This window comes from Marinibacterium sp. SX1 (genome assembly GCF_050389775.1).
In the GTDB taxonomy this organism is placed as follows: Bacteria; Pseudomonadota; Alphaproteobacteria; order Rhodobacterales; family Rhodobacteraceae; genus Marinibacterium.
This window is the reverse complement of record NZ_CP177144.1, coordinates 1,627,642-1,648,392: the sequence shown is the minus strand read 5'-3', so window position 1 is coordinate 1,648,392 and position 20,751 is coordinate 1,627,642. Positions and strand designations below refer to the sequence as shown.

Annotated in this window: 17 protein-coding genes; 5 read left to right on the top strand and 12 right to left on the bottom strand. The window is 66.5% G+C overall.

Translation table 11 applies throughout. The features are described from left to right. Positions 1-5: 5 nt before the first annotated feature. Together ACK3BB_RS07260 and ACK3BB_RS07255 are read right to left on the bottom strand one after the other, a co-directional pair. Entirely contained in the window at positions 6-1,007 is a 1,002-nt protein-coding gene (locus ACK3BB_RS07260) for a carbohydrate ABC transporter permease (protein ID WP_428928051.1), read from the bottom strand. Positions 1,008-1,227: 220 nt separating this feature from the next. Then, a complete protein-coding gene (locus tag ACK3BB_RS07255; RefSeq protein WP_428928050.1) occupies positions 1,228-2,502 on the bottom strand; it encodes an ABC transporter substrate-binding protein in 1,275 nt (424 codons plus the stop codon). 257 nt (positions 2,503-2,759) lie between these two features. Between ACK3BB_RS07255 and ACK3BB_RS07250 the strand changes: the two genes are divergently transcribed. From ACK3BB_RS07250 to ACK3BB_RS07235, 4 genes are all read left to right on the top strand, one after another. Next, positions 2,760-3,791, top strand: a complete 1,032-nt coding sequence (locus ACK3BB_RS07250) for a LacI family DNA-binding transcriptional regulator (RefSeq protein WP_428928049.1) — start codon at positions 2,760-2,762, stop codon at positions 3,789-3,791. A gap of 225 nt (positions 3,792-4,016) precedes the next feature. Continuing rightward, entirely contained in the window at positions 4,017-5,336 is a 1,320-nt protein-coding gene (locus ACK3BB_RS07245; protein ID WP_428928048.1) for a GH1 family beta-glucosidase, read from the top strand. Between the two features lie 18 nt (positions 5,337-5,354). Continuing rightward, entirely contained in the window at positions 5,355-6,341 is a 987-nt protein-coding gene (locus tag ACK3BB_RS07240; protein ID WP_428928047.1) for a glucokinase, read from the top strand. Between the two features lie 59 nt (positions 6,342-6,400). Next, a complete protein-coding gene (locus ACK3BB_RS07235) occupies positions 6,401-7,408 on the top strand; it encodes an LLM class flavin-dependent oxidoreductase (protein WP_428928046.1) in 1,008 nt (335 codons plus the stop codon). A 114-nt stretch (positions 7,409-7,522) separates the two neighbouring features. Here the strand turns inward: ACK3BB_RS07235 and ACK3BB_RS07230 are convergent, their stop codons facing one another. The 10 genes from ACK3BB_RS07230 to ACK3BB_RS07185 all read right to left on the bottom strand — a co-directional run bounded on the left by ACK3BB_RS07230 (position 7,523) and on the right by ACK3BB_RS07185 (position 17,392). Next, positions 7,523-9,157 carry a dihydroxyacetone kinase subunit DhaK gene (locus ACK3BB_RS07230; RefSeq protein WP_428928045.1) on the bottom strand — a complete coding sequence of 545 codons (1,635 nt, stop codon included), beginning with the start codon at positions 9,155-9,157 and terminating at the stop codon, positions 7,523-7,525. 12 nt (positions 9,158-9,169) lie between these two features. Beyond that, positions 9,170-10,165, bottom strand: a complete 996-nt coding sequence (locus ACK3BB_RS07225) for an ABC transporter ATP-binding protein (RefSeq protein ID WP_428928044.1) — start codon at positions 10,163-10,165, stop codon at positions 9,170-9,172. Next, the gene (locus tag ACK3BB_RS07220; protein WP_428928043.1) at positions 10,158-11,255 is read right to left on the bottom strand and encodes an ABC transporter ATP-binding protein; all 1,098 of its coding nucleotides are present in this window, start codon (positions 11,253-11,255) and stop codon (positions 10,158-10,160) included. The genes ACK3BB_RS07225 and ACK3BB_RS07220 overlap by 8 nt, the downstream gene beginning before the upstream one ends. Further along, entirely contained in the window at positions 11,248-11,640 is a 393-nt protein-coding gene (locus ACK3BB_RS07215; RefSeq protein ID WP_428928042.1) for a DUF1801 domain-containing protein, read from the bottom strand. The genes ACK3BB_RS07220 and ACK3BB_RS07215 overlap by 8 nt, the downstream gene beginning before the upstream one ends. Continuing rightward, a complete protein-coding gene (locus ACK3BB_RS07210) occupies positions 11,637-11,834 on the bottom strand; it encodes a hypothetical protein (RefSeq protein WP_428928041.1) in 198 nt (65 codons plus the stop codon). Before ACK3BB_RS07210 ends, ACK3BB_RS07215 begins: the two co-directional genes overlap by 4 nt. 73 nt (positions 11,835-11,907) lie before the next feature. Beyond that, on the bottom strand, positions 11,908-12,846 hold the full coding sequence (locus tag ACK3BB_RS07205; RefSeq protein WP_428928040.1) for a carbohydrate ABC transporter permease: 939 nt from the start codon (positions 12,844-12,846) through the stop codon (positions 11,908-11,910). Between the two features lie 147 nt (positions 12,847-12,993). Next, the gene (locus tag ACK3BB_RS07200) at positions 12,994-13,938 is read right to left on the bottom strand and encodes a carbohydrate ABC transporter permease (protein ID WP_428928039.1); all 945 of its coding nucleotides are present in this window, start codon (positions 13,936-13,938) and stop codon (positions 12,994-12,996) included. An 87-nt stretch (positions 13,939-14,025) separates the two neighbouring features. Continuing rightward, positions 14,026-15,366, bottom strand: coding sequence for an ABC transporter substrate-binding protein (locus ACK3BB_RS07195; protein WP_428928038.1), 1,341 nt, complete (start codon positions 15,364-15,366; stop codon positions 14,026-14,028). A gap of 254 nt (positions 15,367-15,620) precedes the next feature. After that, a complete protein-coding gene (locus ACK3BB_RS07190) occupies positions 15,621-16,649 on the bottom strand; it encodes a LacI family DNA-binding transcriptional regulator (protein ID WP_428928037.1) in 1,029 nt (342 codons plus the stop codon). A gap of 128 nt (positions 16,650-16,777) precedes the next feature. Beyond that, the gene (locus tag ACK3BB_RS07185) at positions 16,778-17,392 is read right to left on the bottom strand and encodes a LuxR C-terminal-related transcriptional regulator (protein ID WP_428928036.1); all 615 of its coding nucleotides are present in this window, start codon (positions 17,390-17,392) and stop codon (positions 16,778-16,780) included. Positions 17,393-18,009: 617 nt separating this feature from the next. Between ACK3BB_RS07185 and ACK3BB_RS07180 the strand changes: the two genes are divergently transcribed. Continuing rightward, entirely contained in the window at positions 18,010-20,736 is a 2,727-nt protein-coding gene (locus ACK3BB_RS07180; protein ID WP_428928035.1) for an ATP-binding protein, read from the top strand. Positions 20,737-20,751: the final 15 nt, after the last annotated feature.

Genomic DNA, 20,751 nt, shown 5'->3' with positions numbered 1-20,751 from the left:
GCGCCTTACTCCATTTCCTTGCGCGCGTTGCGCACGTTCCAGACCAGGATCGGCGTGACCAGCACCATGATCACGATGGCAGAGGCCGACCCCACCCCCCAGTCATTGGCCACGAAGAGCTTGTCGAACATGTAATTGGCCAGAACCTGCGTCTGCCATTGCCCGTTGGTCATGGCATAGACAATGTCGAAGACCTTGAGCACCACGATGGTGATCGTCGTCCAGACCACCAGGATCGTCGTCGCGATCTGGGGCACCTTGATGCGGAAGAAGATCTGGAACGGGTTGGCCCCGTCGACGATGGCCGCCTCGACGGTTTCCTCGGGAATACCCCGCAGCGCGGCCGACAGGATTACCGTGGCAAAGCCCGTCTGGATCCAGATCAGCACCAGCATCAGGAAGAAGTTGTTCCACAGCGGCACCGTCAGCCAGGTCTGCGGCGTACCGCCGAACCAGACCACCACGGCATTGAGCATGCCGATCTGGTCCTGGTCGATCGGCCGGGCATCATAGACCAGCTTCCAGATCACCGCCGCGCCGACAAAGGAAATCGCCATCGGCATGAAGATCAGCATCTGCGCGATCCGGCCCCAGCGGATCTGGTCGGTCAGCTGGGCCACCAGCAGGCCGAAGGCCGTCGAGGCCGCCGGCACGACCAGCAGCCACAGCATGTTGTTGCGCATGGCCTCCCAGAACTTGGGCTCGCCGGCCATGCGCATGTAATTCTCGAAACCGACCCATTGATAGCCGCCGCCCGGCACCCGCTCCATCAGCGACAGGCGCAGGGTCTCGATCACCGGGTAGGCCAGGTAGAGCCCCAGCGCAAAGACCGCCGGGAAGAGGAACAGCCAGGGCCGCACGACATTGGCCCGGTTGATGTTGCGCCCGGCATTGGCCCCCCGGGGCGGCCAGATCACGTCGACCAGCTTGTTGGACAGGAAGAAATACCCGACACAGGCGCCCAGCCCGATCAGGATCGTCGTCAGGGCTTGCAGGGCTTGGCTCATCGCGCGCTCCGGGATCTTTGCGGTCGTTGGCAGTTGGGACAGTGTGGATCGTGGCGGGGTGGTGGCCCCGGGGATCGGATCGCCCGGCCCCGCCTTGCGGAACCGGGCCGGACTTGCGGGCCTTGCGGTCAGCCCTCTTGAAGCCGGCCCCGCCTCCTTGAGGCCGGACCTACCCCCTTGAGGCCGGCCCCGCCCTCGGACGGGCCCGGCCCGGGCCGGTTTACTTCAGGCCATCCCAGGACGACTGGATCTCGTCCGCCACGGCCTGGGCGTCCTTGCCCCCGGTGTAATCGACCATGCCGGTCCAGAACGACCCCGCGCCCACGGCGCCGGGCATCAGGTCGGATGCGTCGAACCGGAAGGTCGTCGCGCCCAGCAGGATCTCGTTCATCTTCTTCAGCGCCGGATCGGCAAAGACCTCGGGATCGACACCCTTGTGCGGGGTCAGGAAGCCCTGCCGCGCCATCCAGATCTCATGCGCTTCGGTCGATTGCAGGTAGGCGATCAGCTCCTGCGCGCCCTCGCTGTCGGCCGTGATCGCCCACAGCGTGCCCGCGCCCAGAACCGGGCTGCCCAGGTCCTTCTCGGCATAGGCCGGGAAATAGAAGAAATCGGCATCCTCGCCCATCATCGTGCCTTCCGGGAAGAAGGACGGGATGAACGACGCCTGGCGGTGCATGTAACATTGCGGCGGCGCGGCAAAGAGGCCCTTGGGGCTGTCGCGGAAATCGGTCGTCGCCACGGCGCCCGCGCCTCCGGCCACGTAATCGTCGTTGCGCGCGAACCAGCCGAATTCCTCGATCGCGCCCACCACGGCCGGATCGTTGAACGGCGTGTCGTTGGCCACCCAGGCGTCATAGACTTCGGGCGGCTGGGTGCGCAGCATCAGGTCCTCGACCCAGTCCGTCGCCGGCCAGCCAGTCGCCCCGCCCGACCCCAGCCCGATGCACCAGGGCGTCTCGCCGTCGTCGACGATCTGCTGGGTCAGCGCCTTGAGATCTTCCATCGTCTCGGGCACGTCATAGCCCGCGTCCTCGAAATTCTCGGGCACGTACCAGACCAGCGATTTCACATCGACCTTGTAGAAGAACCCGTAGAGGTGGTCGGCCCCGTCCGGCCCGGCAAAGGTGCCCAGGTCGACCCAGGACTGGCCGGCCGCGTAATTGTCGCGCACCCAGTCGTCGGTGCCCTCGGCCAGCGGCGTCAGGAAACCCGCCTCGGCCATGTCGGCGGCCAGGCCGGGCTGCGGAAAGATCGACACGTTGGGCGCCGAGCCGGCCTCGGCATCGATGCGGATCTGCTGTTCGAAACTGTCCGAGCCCACGTAGGAATAGCTGTGGCCGGTTGCCGCCGCGAAGCCGTCGAGCACGGCCTCGACATCTTCCTGGTCCGGGCCAAGCCAGGGCCCGAAGACCGTCACGTTGTCGGCCCAGGCCGCGCTGCCCGCGGTCAGCGCCAGGGCGGCGGCCCCGGCCAGGAATGTCGTCTTGGTCATCTTCTCTCTCCCTCACGATCGCGCCCGAGCGCCAGCGTTCCCACCGCATCCAGGCGAATCAATTTCAAAGCGCTTTGGATGAGCGGATAAATGCTTCTCCGATCCAATCTGTCAACATGAGGGGTCACCACGACAGGAAATTTCCCGATTTCCCCCGATTTTCGCCCATGCCGGAACAATGGCCCGACAAAGGCGTTGACGTAAGCCCGGTTTCCACCCACAGATTGGCCGGGAAATCCAAAGCGCTTTGAAAGCTGATGAACCTCAAGACCCTCGCCGAAGAACTGGGCCTGTCGCAGACCACGGTCAGCCGTGCGCTGAACGGCTATCCCGAGGTGTCCGAGGCGACCCGACTGCGGGTCGAAGAGGCCGCGCGCCGGCACAATTACCGGCCCAACAGCCGGGCCAAGGGGCTGGCCACCGGCCGGGCCATGCTGATCGGCCAGGTCATCCCGACCTCGGTGCAGCACGAGATGGTCAACCCGATCTTCGGCGATTTCGTCGCCGGCGCCTCTCAGACCTTCTCGCGCTTCGGCTATGACATGATGTTCACCCGCGTGCCCGATTCCGACGAAAGCGACATCTACCGCGAATACCGCGCCCGCGGCGCCGTCGACGCGGTGATCCTGCAGGGCCCGCTGGTCGAGGACCAGCGCATCCCCCTGCTCAACCGCATCGGCCTGCCCTTCATCGTGCATGGCCGCTCGACGGGCATCACCGAGCCCTATGCCTTTGTCGACGTCAACAACAAGCGGGCCTTCCAGCATGCCACCCAGTTCCTGATCGACCTGGGCCACCGGCGCATCGCGCTGGTCAACGGGTTGGAACAGATGGATTTCGCCCGCCGCCGCCGGGCCGGGTACGAGGCCGCGCTGGCCGCCGCCGGCCTGCCCCTCGACCCGGCGCTGATGCGTTCGGACGAGATGACCGAACATTTCGGCTATGCCGAGACCCGGGCCATACTGGCCGCGCCCAACCCGCCCACGGCGATCATGGCGGCTTCGATGATCGTGGCACTCGGCGTGCGCCGGGCCATCGAAGAGGCCGGGCTGACCATGGGCCGCGACGTGTCGGTCATCACCCATGACGACGATCTGAGCTATCTCAAGAATGGCCAGGACGTGCCGATCTTCACCGCCATCCGCTCGTCGGTCCGCAAGGCCGGCGAAACCCTCGCCGAATGCCTGGTCGACCAGATCAACGCCCCCCAGGACCCGCCGCGCCAGCGCATGCTCGAAGCCGAGCTGCTGGTCGGCCGGTCGACCGGCCCCGCCCCGCACCGGCCCTGACGTCCCGCCGGCCCCGACACCAACCAAGGCCGGGACACCGGCCCCGATACCGCCCCGAACACGGGCCGAACGCCACACCGGACCGAGGCCAGGACCAAGGCCCGACCACGGCCCCGCAAGCCGGCCTGCAGACATAGGCCCCCAGACCGGCCCAGCCCCACATCGGCCCCCAATCGGCCCCGACCATACAAGCCCCGACACCGGCCCCGACAAAGGACCCCCGCCATGCAATTCACCCGCCAGGACTTCCCCCAAGGTTTCCTCTTCGGCACGGCCACATCGGCCTACCAGATCGAAGGCCATGCCTTCGGCGGCGCCGGCCAGACCCATTGGGACACCTTCGCCGCCACCCCGGGCAACGTCGTGCGCGCCGAGAATGGCGCCGTGGCCTGCGACCATTACAACCGCATGGATGCCGATCTCGACCTGATCGCCGCCGCCGGGCTGGATTGCTACCGTTTCTCGACCTCCTGGGCCCGCGTCCTGCCCGAAGGCCGTGGCCCGGTGAACCAGGCCGGGCTCGATTTCTACGACCGCCTGGCCGATGGCCTGCTGGAGCGCGGGCTGAAACCCTGCGCCACGCTCTACCATTGGGAACTGCCCTCGCCCCTGGCCGACCTGGGCGGCTGGACCAACCCCGACATCGCCAACTGGTTCGCCGATTTCACCGAGACCATCATGTCGCGCATCGGTGACCGGATGTATTCCACCGCGCCGATCAACGAGCCCTGGTGCGTCGGCTGGCTGAGCCATTTCATGGGTCTGCACGCCCCCGGCCTGCGCAACATCCGCGCCACCGCCCGGGCCATGCACCATGTCCTGCTGGCCCATGGCCGGGCCATCGAGACCATGCGCGGGCTGGGCATGACGAACCTCGGCGGGGTGTTCAACATGGAATGGGCCAACCCCGTGGACGACACGCCCGAGGCCCGCGCGGCGGCTGATCTCTACGACGGCTATTACAACCGGTTCTTCCTGTCGGGCGTCTTTCACAAGACCTATCCCGACAACGTCATGGAAGGCTTTGCCCCGCACATGCCCAAGGGCTGGGAGAACGATTTCGACATCATCGGCACGCCGCTCGACTGGTGCGGGGTGAATTATTACACCCGCAAGAACATCGCGCCGAATTCCGGCCCCTGGCCCTCGCTCGACGAGGTCGACGGCCCCCTGCCCAAGACCCAGGTCGGCTGGGAGATCTATCCCGAGGGGCTTTACAACTTCCTGACTCGCACGGCCCGGGAATATACCGGCGACCTGCCCCTGCATGTCACAGAGAACGGCATGGCCAATGCCGATGTGCTGGTCGACGGGCGCGTCGACGATGCCGCCCGGATCGCCTATCTCGACAGCCACCTGGCCCAGGTCCGCAAGGCCATTGCCGATGGTGCGCCGGTCAAGAGCTATTTCATCTGGTCGCTGCTGGACAATTACGAATGGTCTCTGGGCTACGACAAGCGCTTCGGCCTGGTGCATGTCGATTTCGACACGCTGGCGCGCACGCCCAAAACATCCTATCACGCCTTGCAGAACGCCCTGACCTGACCTGACCGGATCCGACCCATGACCACCCCCTGGCTTCTCTGCGCCGATATCGGCGGCACCAACCTGCGCCTGCGCGCCTTCCAGGGCGATGACGTGCGCGCGTCGGAACAGCATGAGACCGGCGGGCCGGGCGAGCTGGCCGAGATCTTCGGCGCCTTTGCCCGGGCCCAGGGCACGGCACCCGAACTGGTCGTGGCCGCCGTGGCCGGGCCGGTGTCCGACAACCGGGTCCAGCTGACCAATGCGGCCAAGTCGCTCTGCGGCGAGGACCTGCGCCGGGTGACCGGGGCGGCCGAGGCCCGGCTGATCAACGATTTCGCCGCCGCGGCCTGGGCCACGGCCCGGGTGTCGCCCGACGACCTGATGTGCCTGCAGGGCGCCCCGGCCCCGGCCGGCGAGGGCATCCACGTGGTCATCGGCCCGGGCACCGGGCTGGGTGTCGGCACGCTGGTCTTCCGCGAGGGCGCCCATGCCGCCCTGCCCGGCGAAGGCGGCCATGTCGCCCTGGCGCCCAATTCGCGCGAAGAGGTCGAGATCTTCGAAGCCTTTCGCACGCTCTGGCCGGAAACCTTCTTTGCCGGCGGGCTGACCTGCGAATCCGAGGCCATGCTTTCCGGCACCGGGCTGCCGATCCTCTACCGCGCGGTACAGGCCGTGATGGGCGACACCGGCCCGGCGCTGGATGCCAAGGGCGTGCTGACCGCCGCCCAGGCCGGCGGGGCGCCGGTGGCCGAACGGGCGGCCGGCGTGTTCCGGTCGCACCTGGCCCGGCTGGCCGGCGACCTGGGCCTGGCCGCCGGCGCCGACAGCGTCTTTCTCGTCGGCGGCGTGGCGACCAAGAACCCCTGGCTCTTCGATGCCGATTTCGTCGAAGCCTTTGCCCAGGGCGGCCGGTTCACCGGACTGCGCCGCGGCATGAACCTCTACCTGCTGCGCGATCCCGATTTCGGCCTGAAGGGCGCCCACAATTATGCCACCCACCGGCTGGCGGAACGTCACACCTGACCGGCCACTTGGCAGCGCCGGGGCGGGCACATAGGTAAGGCTGCGAAAGGGGTTCCCCGATGCAGCATTATTCCCTCCTCGACCTGTCGCCCGTGCCCGAAGGCGGCACGGTGGCCGATGCCCTGGCCAACACGGTCGACCTGGCCCGCCATGCCGAACTGCTGGGTTATCACCGCTACTGGCTGGCCGAACACCACAACATGCCGGGCATCGCCAGCGCGGCCACGGCGCTGGTCATCGGCCAGGTGGCCGCGGCCACCTCGACGATCCGCGTGGGCGCCGGGGGCATCATGCTGCCCAACCATGCGCCGCTGATGGTGGCCGAGACTTTCGGCACGCTGGCCACGCTTCATCCCGGACGGATCGACCTGGGCCTCGGCCGGGCGCCGGGTTCGGACATGGCCACGGCCCGGGCGCTGCGCCGCCACATGGCGCCCGAGGACAGCTTTCCCCAGGATGTCGTCGAGCTGATGGGGTTCCTGGGCGACAGCGACCCGGCCCAGCCGGTCCGGGCGATCCCCGGCGAAGGCACCCATATCCCGGTCTGGATCCTGGGCTCGTCCCTCTTTGGCGCCCAGCTGGCCGCCCACCTGGGCCTGCCCTATGCCTTTGCCTCGCATTTCGCGCCGACCCTGCTGAGCGAGGCCCTGCATGTCTACCGCGAGAACTTCCGGCCCTCGGCCAGCCTCGACCGGCCCCACGTGATGGTCGCCGCCGGGGTCTGCGCGGCAGAGACCGACGAGGAAGCGGCCTTTCACCGGTCGTCGCAGCTGTTGTCCTTTGCCCGGCTGCGCACCGGCCGGCCGGGCAAGCTGCCTCGGCCCGTGCAGGACATCGACGCCCATATCCCGCCGCCGGTCATGGCCCAGGTCCAGGCCGCGCTGTCGGTCTCGGCCACCGGCAGCCCGGCCCAGGTGCGCCGGCAGCTGGGCGAAATCATCGCCGCCCATGCCCCCGACGAGCTGATCATCACGGGGATGATCCACGACCATGCAGCGCGGATCCGTTCGCTGGAAATCGCGGCCGACGTGCTGGCGGACCTGCAGGATGGCAGCGCCGCCGCCTGACCTTGCAGCGTCACGCCGCTGTCCACCGGCCGTCGGGATACTTTTGAAGAGAAAGAAGCAGCAAGGGCGCCCTGCTGCTTCTTTCTCTTTTCAAATATCCAACCCGTCGGCCGGTCAGGGGCGCAGGTCCTGTCGCGCCAGGTGCTCGAACAGCCGCGCGACGGCCTCGGCGCCGGGATCATTGTGCCCGGCCAGCTTGTCCTGCCCGACATAGCTGGCCCGCCCGGCCCGCGCCCGGGTGATGTGGGCGGTTCCGTCGGCGCCTTGCCGGGCGGCGGTGGCGGCAGCGGCGAACCCGTCGGGCAGCGCGGCCAGGGCCGGGGCCAGGGCATCGATCATCGTGCGGTCGCCCGGCCCGGCCCCGCCCACCTGCATGACCCGGTCCAACCCCGCCGACAGCGCGCCGATGGCATCGCGCCCGCTGGCCGAGGCATCACCGGCCGCGGCGAAAAAGATCGCCAGCAGCACGCCCGAAGACCCGCCCATGGTCTGGCTCAGCTCGATCCCGATGGCCCGGTAGAGCTGGGTCAAGTCGGCCAGGGGCAGCCGGTCCAGCGCGCCCGACAGGGCGCGGGCCGCCGTGGCCAGGGTCGAGCCGGTATCGCCATCGCCCGATTTGGCATCCAGCGCGTTCAGGTCGCCCTCGGCCGCGATCAGCCGCTGGCAACAGCCGTCGATGAAGGCCCGGGTCGCGGCATGGGCCGAGGGCATCGGCTGGATCGGGGTCAGCCCGTCCGGCAGCGGCAGCACCGACACCGGCCCGACCGCCAGGCAGCCGGGCCAGGCCCAGGGCGCGGCCGGCGCGCTCAGCGCGGCCTCGTCGGCCTGGCTGACGGGCATCAGCGACACGCTGAACCCCTGCATGTCGAGCGAGGTCATCATCGGCGCCGGCCCGACCATCCAGCGGATCCGGTCGGCGATCCGCGACCCGATCAGCTCGTCGGCCAGAACCGCCATTTCCAGCGGGGTCGCCCCGCCGAGATTGTTCAGCAGCGCCACGTGCGGCCCCGGTCCCATCCTGGGCGCCAACCGGTCGACCACCATCTCGACGGCCTCGCGGGCATCGGTGAAATCCACCTGTTCCACCCCGGCCTCGCCATGGATGCCCAGGCCCAGCTCGGCCTTGCCGGGCGGGATGCGCTCTTCCTTGGGCGAGCCCGGCAGGGTGCAGGTATCCAGCGACATGCCGATCGACACCACGCCCCCGATCACCCGCCGGGCGGCCGCCGCGACCTGGTCGAGATCCGCACCCTGGTCGGCCAGCGCCCCGGCGATCTTGTGGACAAGGAGCGTGCCGGCCACGCCCCGGGCCTGGGGCAGGTCCGGCAGGGCGACATCGTCATCGACCACCACCATCGCCACCTTCAGCCCCTGCGCCCGTGCCCGTTCGGCCGCCAGCCCGAAATTCAGCCGGTCTCCGGTGTAATTCTTGACGATCAGCAGGCACCCGGCCTTGCCCGTCACCGCCAGGATCCCGGCCAGCACCGCATCGACCGAAGGCGAGGCGAAGACCTCGCCGCAGACCGACGCCGTCAGCATGCCCTGGCCGACAAAGCCCGCATGGGCCGGCTCGTGGCCCGATCCGCCGCCCGAGACCAGCGCCACCTTGGACTTGTCCCAATCGGTGCGCAGCACGACCTTGACATGCGGATAGCCGTCCAGCCGGGCCAGCCGCCCGCCGCCGGTCCGCAGGACACCGTCGATCGCCTGCGTCACCAGCGCCTCGCGCGTGTTGATGAACTGGGTCATCCGTCTCTCCCCTCAGCCGATCCGCGCCCCCGCGGCATCGAAGTAAAGCGCATTGCGCGGGCGCACCGCCAGCCGGTCCCCCGGCGCCAGCGCGCTGTGCACATCCGTCAGCGTCACGATGTCATGGCCGGCCAGCCGCAGGTGCAGCCGGGTCTGGTCGCCCAGGTGCTCGATCCGCATGACCTCGCCTTCCTGGCCCTCGCCCTGCACCAGGTGTTCGGGCCGCAGCCCGATCGTCCGCGCCCCGTCGGGCGCCCCGGGAAACACCCCGGCCGGCAGCGCATTGATCCGCGGCAGGCCCAGCCGGCTGGCCACGTAGAGGCTGACCGGGTTCTCGTAGATCTCGCGCGGGGTGCCGAACTGGACCAACCGCCCGTGATCCAGAACGCCCACATGGGTCGCCATGGTCATCGCCTCGACCTGGTCATGGGTGACATAGAGCATCGTCGCCCCCAGCGCCGACTGGATGCGCTTGAGCTCGACGCGCAGGTCCGACCGCAGCTTGGCATCCAGGCTCGACAGCGGTTCGTCCATCAGGTGCACGGCCGGATCGCGCACCAGCGCCCGGCCGATCGACACCCGCTGCATCTCGCCGCCCGACAATTCGGTCGCCTTGTTGTCCAGCTTGTGGGCAATGTGCAGCACCTCGGCCACCTCGCCCACCTTGCGCGCGATCTCGGCCTCGGGCGTGCGCAGGATCGGCGAGCGCAACGGAAAGGCCAGGTTCTCGCGCACCGACAGATGCGGGTAGAGCGAATATTGCTGGAACACCATGGCCACGTTGCGCTGTGCCGGCGTGTCGCGCAGCACCGACCGGCCGCCGATGCGGATGTCGCCCGCATCCAGCGTTTCCAGCCCCGAGATCACCCGCAGCGTTGTCGTCTTGCCCGCCCCCGTCGGGCCGAGCAGCACGACAAAGGCCCCGTCGGGCACTTCCATGCCCACCGCATCCAGGGCCAGCGTCGCGCCGAACCGTTTGGTCGCGCCGTCCAGGATCACCTCAGCCATGGTCCAGCACCCCCGCGTTCAGTTCAGAGACCAGCGCCCGGCCCGAGCTGCCGTCGAACAGCGTCACCGTGCGCGCGTCAAAATTCAGCCCGACGGTTTCGCCCGGCGCGACGCGCTGGTCCGACGGCGCGCGCAGCTTGATCGGCCCGGCCGCGCTGTCCAGCGTCACGATCTGGGTCGTGCCCAGGTATTCGGAGGCCAGCACCCGCCCGCGCCAGGCCCCGCCATCGTCGAAACGCACATGTTCGGGCCGGATGCCAAAGAGCATCTCGCCCTGGAAACCGGCCTGTGCCCGAGGCACGCCCAAGTCCACGCCCTGCATCCGCACGGCCTGGTCACCCGGGGCGATGGCCCCCTGGAAGGACAGGAAGTTCATCGGTGGCGAGCCAATGAAATCGGCCACGAAGCGCGTGGCCGGCTTGTCATAGATGTCCTGCGGCGTGCCGAATTGCTCGATGACGCCATGGTTCATGACCACGATCTTGTCGCCCATCTGCATGGCTTCCAGCTGGTCATGGGTGACATAGACCGTCGTGGCGCCCATCCGGTCATGCAGCGCGCGCAGCTCCTCGGCCATGTGTTCGCGGAACTCGGCATCCAGCGCGCCCAGCGGTTCGTCCATCATGAAGGCCTTGGGCTCGCGCACGATGGCCCGGCCAAGCGCCACCCGCTGGCGGTCGCCCCCGGACAGGCCGCCCACGGGCTTGTCGAGGATGTCCTCGATGCCCAGGATCGCCGCCACCTCGGCCACCTTGGCCCGCACCCGGGCCCGGGGCATGCCCTGGCAGACCAGCGGATAGGACATGTTCCGGCGCACGTTCATATGCGGGTAAAGCGCGAACATCTGGAAGACAAAGGCAATGTCGCGCTCGCTGGCCGGCTTGCGGGCCACCTCCTCGCCATCGATGTAGATCTGGCCCGACGACGGCAATTCCAGCCCCGCGATCATCCGCAACGTTGTCGTCTTGCCGCAACCCGACGGACCCAGCAGCATGAAGAACTCGCCATCCTCGATCCGGAAGGACGAGGATTGCACGGCGGTGAAATCGCCGAATTCCTTGCGCAGGTTCTCGATGACGATCTCAGCCATGTGCCGCCTTCCCCCTGGCCTGGTGATAGGTCAGCGCCATGGCGATGCAGATCGCCAGCGCGCCCTCGTCGGTGTCCCTGTCGACCCGCACGGCCCGGTTGCCCTCGCAGTGCAGGTTGCTGCCGAACATCTCGCGCCATTGTGCGACCAGCGAGGTCCGGCAATTGACCAGAAGCCTGAGATCGCCCCCCGCCTTGTCGATCCCGATGCGCAGGGTCGTGCCGCCCCGCCCCGGCAGGTAGGCCGGCTCGCCCCATTTCAGCGTTTCGTCCAGCACGATGCCCTCGGCCGCGGCCACCCGCAGCACCAGGTCGCGCAGGGCCAGCGCCCGGCCCCTGGCCGGCTCGGTCATCGCGTCATAGGCCGCGCGCACCTCGGGGCTCATCTGTCGTCCTCCGGGAAATGGCTGACGACAAGGAACATCACCGTGCCGGTCAGCGTCACGGCAAAGGAATAGGTATAAAGGATCAGCACCCAGGGCTGCATCAGCATGACCACACCGATGCCGATCAGGACCGAGGCCAGCATTTCCCACGGCCCGCGCCGGAACCTTGCCAAGCCATTGATGAACGCGCTCATCGAGGGCTCCTTTCACCTTGAACAATCGGACGGTACTTCGCGCCGTGCCGTCGGGCGGATCGGGTCGCGCCCATCATTTCCGCACCGCGCCAAAGGTGATTCCCCGCAACAGGTGCTTGCGCAGGAAGACGGTGAAGACCAGCACCGGCAGCAGGAACAGCGTGGCTCCGGCGGCCACGGCGGGCCAGTCCTGGCCGCCCACGCCGATGATCGTCGGGATGAAGGGCGGCGCGGTCTGGGCAGTGCCCGAGGTCAGCAGCACGGCAAAGGCATATTCGTTCCAGGCGAAGATCAGGCAGAAGATGGCCGTGGCCACGATGCCCGTCGTGGCCTGGGGCAAGACAACCTTGCGGAATGCCTGGAACCGCGTGTAGCCGTCGATCAGGGCCGCTTCCTCGTATTCGCGCGGGATCTCGTCCATGAAGCCCTTCAGCAGCCAGACCGCCAGCGAGATATTGACCGCCGTGTAGAGCAGGATCATACCCAGGTGGGTGTCCGACAGGCCGAGCGTGCGGAACATCAGGAAGATCGGAATCGCCACGGCGATCGGCGGCATCATCCGCGTACTGAGGATGAAGAACAGCAGGTCGTCCTTCAGCGGCACCTTGAACCGGCTGAAGGCATAGGCCGCCAGGGTGCCCAGGAAGACCGACAGGAAGGTCGAGCCGAAGCCGATGATGATCGAGTTCACGAACCTTTCGCCGTAGCGCGACGGCCCGGCGATGACCATGTCGTATTGCCGGACGATCTCCTCGTACCAGGTCTGCGGCGGGTTGGCCTCCAGGTATTCCTGGGTCTGCCGCGTGCGCGTGGTGAAGAGATTGACATATCCCTCCAGCGTCGGATCGAACAGCACCTTCGGCGGATAGGATATCGCGTCGGCCGGCGACTTGAACCCGGTGGCAACGATCCAGATCAGCGGGATGATCGTGATCACCGCGTAAAGGACCACAAGGGTTCCGGCCACCCATTTCTGCCGGGGTGTCGGCTCGGTGATCGACCATGCGCTCATTGGCCCGCCTCCCGCGGTGGACCGTCCTTGCGGACGGTGCCTTCGGCAGGGGTATTTGGGCCAAGAAGAAGACAGGACCCGCGCATTCGAGGGCGCCGCGCCCTGTCTTCTTCTTGGTAAAAATACCCGACACCACGATCCGCCATCTCAGCGCTCCTTCACCTTGTTGAGCGCCTTCACGTAGATCGACGCCAGGCCGAACACCGTCACGAAGAGAATGATCGCATAGGCCGAGGCATAGCCCGTGCGCCATTTCTCGAAGGCTTCCCGCTTGAGGTTGATCGACGTCAGCTCGGTCACCGATCCCGGCCCGCCGCCGGTCAGTTGCACGACCAGGTCGAACATCTTGAAATTCTCGATCCCCCGGAACAGCACGGCCAGCATCAGGAAGGGCAGCACCATCGGCACCGTGATCGTCCAGAACTGGCGCCATTTCGATGCCCGGTCGATCTCGGCCGCCTCGTAGATGTAATCGGGGATGGACCGCAGCCCGGCCAGGCAGATCAGCATGACAAAGGGCGTCCACATCCAGGTATCGACGATGACAATCGCCCAGGGCGCCAGGTTGACGTCGCCGATCATCTGGAACGAGCTGGGGTCGACCCCGGTGAAGAAGGATATGACGTAGTTGAACAGCCCGATCTGCGGCTGGTAGAGGAAGGTCCAGAAGTTGCCGACCACCGCCGGCGACAACATCATCGGCAGCACGATGATCGTCGTCCACAGGTCGTTGCCCCTGAACTTGCGGTTGATCAGCCAGGCCAGGACAAAGCCGATCAGCACCTGGAAGACAATCGTCCAGAACAGAAAATGCGCCGTGGCCTGCATGGTCAGCCAGATGTCGCTGTCGCTCAGGATGCGCTCGTAGTTCCGCGTGCCGATCCATTCGACGGGCCGGTTCCGGTTGGCCTTGAAATCGGTAAAGCTCAGCCGGATCGTCCAGATCAGCGGAAAGATGTTCACTGCCAGCAACAGGAAGATCGTCGGCGCCACGAAGATCCAAGCAATCGCCCGGTCGCTCAGGCCACGGATCTGGCGGGCCATCTGCGGCGGCGTCGCCCGGGCCACGCGGGTCATGGGACTATCGGTCAAGGGACATGCCTCTGGTCGGAAGGGGCGGCGGGGTGACCCCCGCCCTACAACGTTGCGTAGGGCGGGGCTTGCCCCGCCGTTCGGGGGTCAGAGCTTGCCTTCGTCCTCGAAGACCTCGGTCCAATCCTCGATCAGCTTGTCGAGCGCCTCCTGCGCCGTGCCCTGGTCGGCCACGATGTAGTCATGCAGCCGCTTCTGCATCGCCAGCAACAGCTCGGCATAGGCCGGCTCCTGCCAGAAATCCTGCACCGCATCCATCGCCTGCAGGAAATCCGGCGCAAAGGGCGCGCTGTCCTTGAAGCCCGGCGCGTTCAGCACATCCACATGGCAGGAATACCCGCCCAGATCCCACCATTTCTGCTGGACCTCGGGCTGCGCGAACCACTTGATGTATTCCAGCGCCGCGTCCTGCTTGTCGGAATAGGACACCACCGAAATCCCCTGGCCGCCGAGCGTCGAGGCCGCAACCTTCTGCGGCGGGTTGACGAAGAACCCGATCTTGTCGCCGCCCACGTCCGGGTCGGCATAGAGCCCCGGGAAGAAGGCAAACCAGTTCATCGCCATCGCCACCTGCCCCGACTTGAAGGCATCCAGCGATTGTTCCATGTAGCTGTCGGTATAGCCCGGCGGCGTCGCGGTCTTGTAAAGTTCCTTGTAGAATTCAAGAGCTTCCACCGCATCGGCCGAATTGACCGCGCCCTGCATGTCATAGCTGCCCGGCGCGTTCTCATACTTGAACCCCCAGGTGTACAGCGCCCCGGTCGCGCCCATCGTGATGCCTTCCGAGCCGCGCTCGGTAAAGATCGACGCCCCATAGCGGGTCTGACCGTCGATCTCGCGGCCCTGGAAGAACTGCGCGATCTGCAACAGCTCGTCCTGGCTTTCCGGCACACCCAGCTCCGCCCCCGTCGCCTCTGTATAGGCCGCCTGGATCGCCGGATCGTCGAACCAATCCTTGCGATAGAACCAGCCGTTGGCATCACCCATGGCCGGCAGGGCGTAGTAATTCGGCTCACCCTTGGGCCAGGTCGAATAGGCAAAGACCGTCGCCGGGGCGAAATCGTCCATGCTGATGCCCTCGGCATCGAAGAACTCGTTCAGCTTGACGTAATGGCCGTTCTCCGCCCCGCCGCCGATCCACTGGCTGTCGCCGATCAGCAGGTCGCACAGCTTGCCGCCGGAATTCAGCTCGTTCAGCATACGGTCGGCAAAGTTGGGCCAGGGCACGAATTCGAAATTCATGCTGTGGCCGGACTGGGCCTCGAAATCCTTCGACAATTCGACCAGCGCATTGGCGGGATCCCAGGCCGCCCAGCACAGCGTCAGATCCTCGGCCGCCGCAGCCGTTGCCACGACGCCCGCGGCAGAGATGGCAGTGGCGGCCAGAAGCCTGGGGCCGGTGCCGGCCCGTGTTCCGAATCCAGTCATTTCCCTTCCTCCCTGTTGCCGATCCGCCTGATCGTCCTCCCCGATCGGCAAGCGGCGGATCTGCAAAAAGCGTATGTGAGGTACGCACCTCACGTAAAGATAATTCTTGAGGTGCGTACATCATAGACATTTTACGTCTCAGAAGGTCTTGATTTTCGAAGTGTTAACGCCCGCGGCGAAAGGTGCCCGCCACCGCCCCTGCCGAGGACAAGGTCGGCCAAATCGTCCGGGACACGCCGCGAATCGCGGTCGGATCAGGGCAGGTTTTCCCGCAGCACGATGTCGATGCGGATGCGCTCCTGGGCCGCAAAGATCTCGGCTCCGTCGCATTTGGCGCGCAGCACTCGAAGAGCGCTGCGGACCAGGTGGCCGACGTTCTGGTTGATGACGGCGTCGATCTCGCGATCGATCAGGGCTTGCCGGGTGGTTGGCGTCAACTCATGCGCCACCACGGCCAATTCGCCCAACCGTCCCGTCGGGCGCAAGGCATCCAGCAAGGCAGCGTTGCCCGGCCCCATGGAATAGACACCGCGAATGCCGGGATTGGCCCGGAAGGCTTGCGCCAGGATCCTGGCCATCCGCACCGGATCGCCGTGAGTCTCGACCGATGGCAGGATGGACAGGCCGTTGAATTGCTCGCCCATGACATGGTCGAATCCCAGCCGACGTTCGATGGAATCGCGGGCCTGCATCGATTGGGTCACGACCAGGACGGCGCCCGTTACCTCCCGGATGAACCGTCCCATCAACAACCCGGCAGTGCGCCCGGCCTGGTAGCTGTTGATCCCGACGAAATGATCGCGCTCGCTATTGGGCAGGTCGGAGACCAGGGCCACGATGGGCAGGCCGGCGGATTTCAGACGGGACACGGCGTCGCGCACCTGCGGTGTTTCCGGGGTCATGATTGCCACACCGTCCAACCGTCCCGTCGGCAGATCGTTCAGCAGCCGGACCACCGCATGCGGGTCATGGGCCGGGGCCGTCAGCACGCGGGCGGTCAGCCTGTCGGCCGCCTGGGCCTGGGTTGCCTCGCCAAGGGCGGTTCGGAACGTGTCCAGGAACTGGTTCGGCCCTTCGGGCAGGACAAAGGCGAAGCGGTATTGCTTCTGCCGGGCCAAGTTGGCGGCATAGGTATCGCGGACGTAACCCAAGCGTTCGACCGCTTCGCGCACCCGCGCAACGGTTTGCGCGCGCACGCCGGGCCGCGCGTTCAATACCCGGTCGACAGTGGCCAGGCTGACCCCCGCTTCGCGTGCAATGTCATGGACCGTCGGTTTTCCCATGCGCCTGTCCAAAGCCCCCATAGCCAGGGCATCCAGCGTGGCGCGGTTTCTGAGGTACGTCAATCAGTCGCGTGTCGTCTCCTTCTTCCTGTCCGCAACCCCTTCTTGTTGCGTCCCTTTATCCGGCATCAGAACAGGCCAGCCTCGCGGGCCAGCAAGGCTGCCTGGGTCCGATTGGCCGCACCGACCTTGCGGTAGAGCGTCTTGACATGCAGCTTGACCGTGGGCTCAGACAGGTCGAGATCGCGGGCGATTTCCTTGTTCGACTTGCCCTCGGTCAGTCCCCGCAGCACCTGCATTTCGCGATCGGTGAGCGACGCGGCCATGGGATGCTGGCGGCTGTCTGGCTCGGCGGTCATGAAATCGACCGGTGCGTATTTCTCGCCCATCGCCATGAACTTGATCGCATTGACCAGGGATTTCGCCGGTAGGGTCTTGGGCACGAACCCCGCCGCCCCGCAATCCAGCGCCCGTTCGGCAATCTCGCGCGACGCCTGGCCCGAAATCAACGCCACACGGGGCGAACCATCGAGTTCCAGCGCCCGTTCCAGCCCGTCCAGCCCGTTCATCCCGGGCATGTTCAGATCCAGAAGGACCAGGTCGAAGGGCCCGTCGCTGGTGACCAGCGCACAAGCAGTTTCAAGGTCCGGCGCAGTGCTCGTCCGGATCTCGCCAGATGCTTCGACAAAGGCGACAAGCGTGTCCCGGACCAGATCGTGGTCGTCGGCAATCAGGATTTTCACGCCGGGCCCTTTCATTGTGGCAAGCCATAGTCGATGCCGATCCTGACACCAGGAAGTTAACCACAAGCAAACGCGCATCCCCCCAGATACGAAGAATTTTTCGGGCTTCCCTCGCTTGACATTGTGCCCGTCAAACCATTCTTAACCGATGCACCCTACCCTTTCGGATAGCGCCTTATCCCTATGCCCGAATTATCCGCGGGCGGGTTTCGGGCTATCCATTACCTACCGAGAGGGGACCGCCAGAAATGTTCAGCATCCGCAGGATCATTTTCGGGTTGGCTGCCGCGCTTTTGCTACCACTCACGACCGAGGCTTCGGCTTCGGAGTCGTTGCGCGCGCCGACATGGCAGGTTCTGTTGACTGTGTCTGGCGATTCATTCGCTTCCGTCATGGGGGATGGGGCACGGTACGATCTGGATTTGCCGCGGCGCTCGCCGGGGTGCGAAGTTCGGGTTTCGACCTTCCGCTGGATTGATAAGAAAACATCAAGGCGTGCGCCCCTCTCGGAACAGCCCCTGACAATGGCCCGGCACAACAGGCCGGATCGACCAGCCGCGCACGGATCCATCATGCCAAGCTGAGCGCGGCCGGGGATGACAGGCGCCGCTCCCGCCATGCGCACGGCCGCCAATCGCGGCGGGCCACCCGTGCTGGGCTGGTTCGTGCTGGGCGTTCTGGTCGTCGTGACGTCGCTGTCGATCCTCTACAGCCGGCGGGTTCTGGACGACATCAGCCAGTTGCAATCGGCCGAGGCGGACAATGTGCAATGGACGCTGACCCAGGTCGAAATCGAATTCCTGTCCTTTGCCAACACGTTGAACCCCGGGCACCAGAGCAGCCAAGCCGATCTGGACAACGTGCGCGAACGATATGACATCCTGTTCAGCCGGCTGGCCACCTTTCGCGATTCCCCGATGTTTCGCGGCCTGGCCACCAAGGATCCGCAGTTCGACACGGCGCTCGGCGAACTCGGCCGCTTCATGCGCGACATCATGCCCCTGATCGACGGTCCCGACGACGCGCTTCGCGCCGCCCTGCCCCGGATCGCCGCGGCCACGGCCACGGCCCGCGCCCAGGCCCGGGCCCTTTCGGTGACCGGCCTGGCCCATTTCGCCGTTCGGGCCGATGTTCAACGCCGCGAGGTGGCCCGACGGTTGCGCCAGCTGGGCATCGCCGCGGCTTCGCTGCTGTTCCTGCTGTTGGCGCTCAGCCTGCACCTGCTGTTGGTCAACCGCCAGAAAACCCGGCGCGGCGTGGCGCTGGAACAGGCCAACCAGCGTATGAACACGATCCTGTCGACCTCGCTCGACGGGGTGGTCGTTGCCGACTCCAACGGGCACATCCTGGAATTCAACGGCGCTGCCGAAGAGATCTTTCGATGTCCCAGCGCCCAGGCAAAGGGCCACCAGGTCAGTGAATTGTTCGTGCCGGACCACTTGCGGTCGACCCATGACGCCGACATGGCGCGGCTTCGGCGCGGTGGCGAGCGGCGCATCGTGGGCAAGGGCCGCGTCAAGCTGACCGCCAAGCGCGCGGATGGCGAGATCTTTCCAATCGAACTGGCCGTGCAATCCGCCCTCGACGGCGAGACTGAGATCCTGGTCGCCTTCGTTCGCGACATTTCGAAACGTGTGGCCGATGAAAAGGAACTGGTCCAGGCCCGCGACCGGGCGCTGGCCGGCGAAAAGGCCAAGGCCGATTTCCTGACCGTGATGAGCCATGAAATCCGAACGCCGCTCAACGGGTTGCTGGGCAATCTCTCGCTGTTGTCCGGGTCACGGCTGGATGCCGAACAGCGCCAGTTCGTACGCAACATGGACGTATCCGGCCGCATCCTTCTGAAACACGTGGATTCGGTTCTGGACATCGCACGTTTCGAGGCGGGCAAGGTGCAGCTGTCTCTCGAACGGCTCAACCTGTCGGAATTGCTGCAAAATCTCGTCGATGGGCAAAGCGGCAATGCCGGGAACCGGGGCAACCGGCTGGATTGGTGCTGGATCGGCACGCCGCAGCACTGGATCGAAAGCGATGCCCAGCGGATTTACCAGATCCTGCTGAACCTTGTGGGCAATGCCATCAAGTTCACAGAGTTGGGGCGCGTTTCCATCGAGGCCGAGATGGACCCGCCCGGCCCCGATCCGGCCCGGCGCGTGGTCGAATTCCGGGTCAGCGACACCGGCCCGGGCATTGCCGAGGACCAGATCACGACGATCTTCGAGGATTTCCACACCAGCGACACGTCCTTTGACCGGGCCGCCGGCGGGGCCGGGCTGGGGCTGGGTATCGCCCGGCGGATCGTCACGGCGATGGATGGCGAGATCGGCGTGGAAAGCGTGCCGGATGCCGGCAGCACCTTTTGGGTCCGCCTGCCCGTGCGCGCGGCCGCCGCCCCTGCGCGCCGGGAAACCCGGCCACGGCCGCCTTCGGCGCCGGGCGGGCTGGATGTGCTGGTGGTCGAGGACAACGAGATCAACCTGCAGGTCGCGCGCAGCATGCTGACCCGCGAGGGCCACAAGGTGACCTGCGCGCCGGACGGGCGGCAGGGCGTCGACATGGCCGCCCTTCGGCGCTTTGATCTGATTTTCATGGATATTTCCATGCCCGAGCTCGACGGGCTGGAGGCCACGCGACTGATCCGCGCGGGCGGTGGCCCGTCGGCCGAAACGCCGATCATCGCGCTGTCGGCCAATGTTCTGCCGCAGGACAAGGAGAAATTCCGCAGCGCGGGGATGGAAGCCTTTCTCGGCAAACCGCTGACGCTGGATGCCCTGCGCCGGGCTCTGTGCATCGTGCGCAGCCCGCGGTCGGCCGATGACGCCCCGGCCAGGGAACCGACCCCGGTCGCCCCGCCTGACACTACGCCACCCGACAATTCGATGGCCGATGGCAAGATTGCCGGTGACAGGCCACCGGGTGATACGCCCGCCAATGACAATCCCTCTGATTGCAGGCCGCCCGACGACACGCCCCCCGATAACAGGCCCTCTGGTGGTGGGCCGCCCGGCAACACGCCCCCCGATGACACGTCCCCCAATGACCCCATGGCCGAGGCCCGCGACAGCCTGGGCCCCGAGATCCATGCCGCATTGTTGCAGCGTTTTCTCGAAGAGACCGACGGCTTTGTCGCCGAGCTGGGCCAGGCGCCCGGCGATGCCCCCGACCTGGCGGGGCGGCTGCACAAGCTGGCCGGCAGCGCGGCGGTCTTTGGCGCCAGTGATTTCCGCCAGATGCTGAACCACGCCGAAACCGCGGCCCGGACCGGCAACCGGGCGGAAATCCGGGCCCATCTGGCCCGGATCGCCCCGTGCTGGCAGGCCACGAGGGCGCGGCTGACCTCCTGAGGCCGGGTGAAAAAT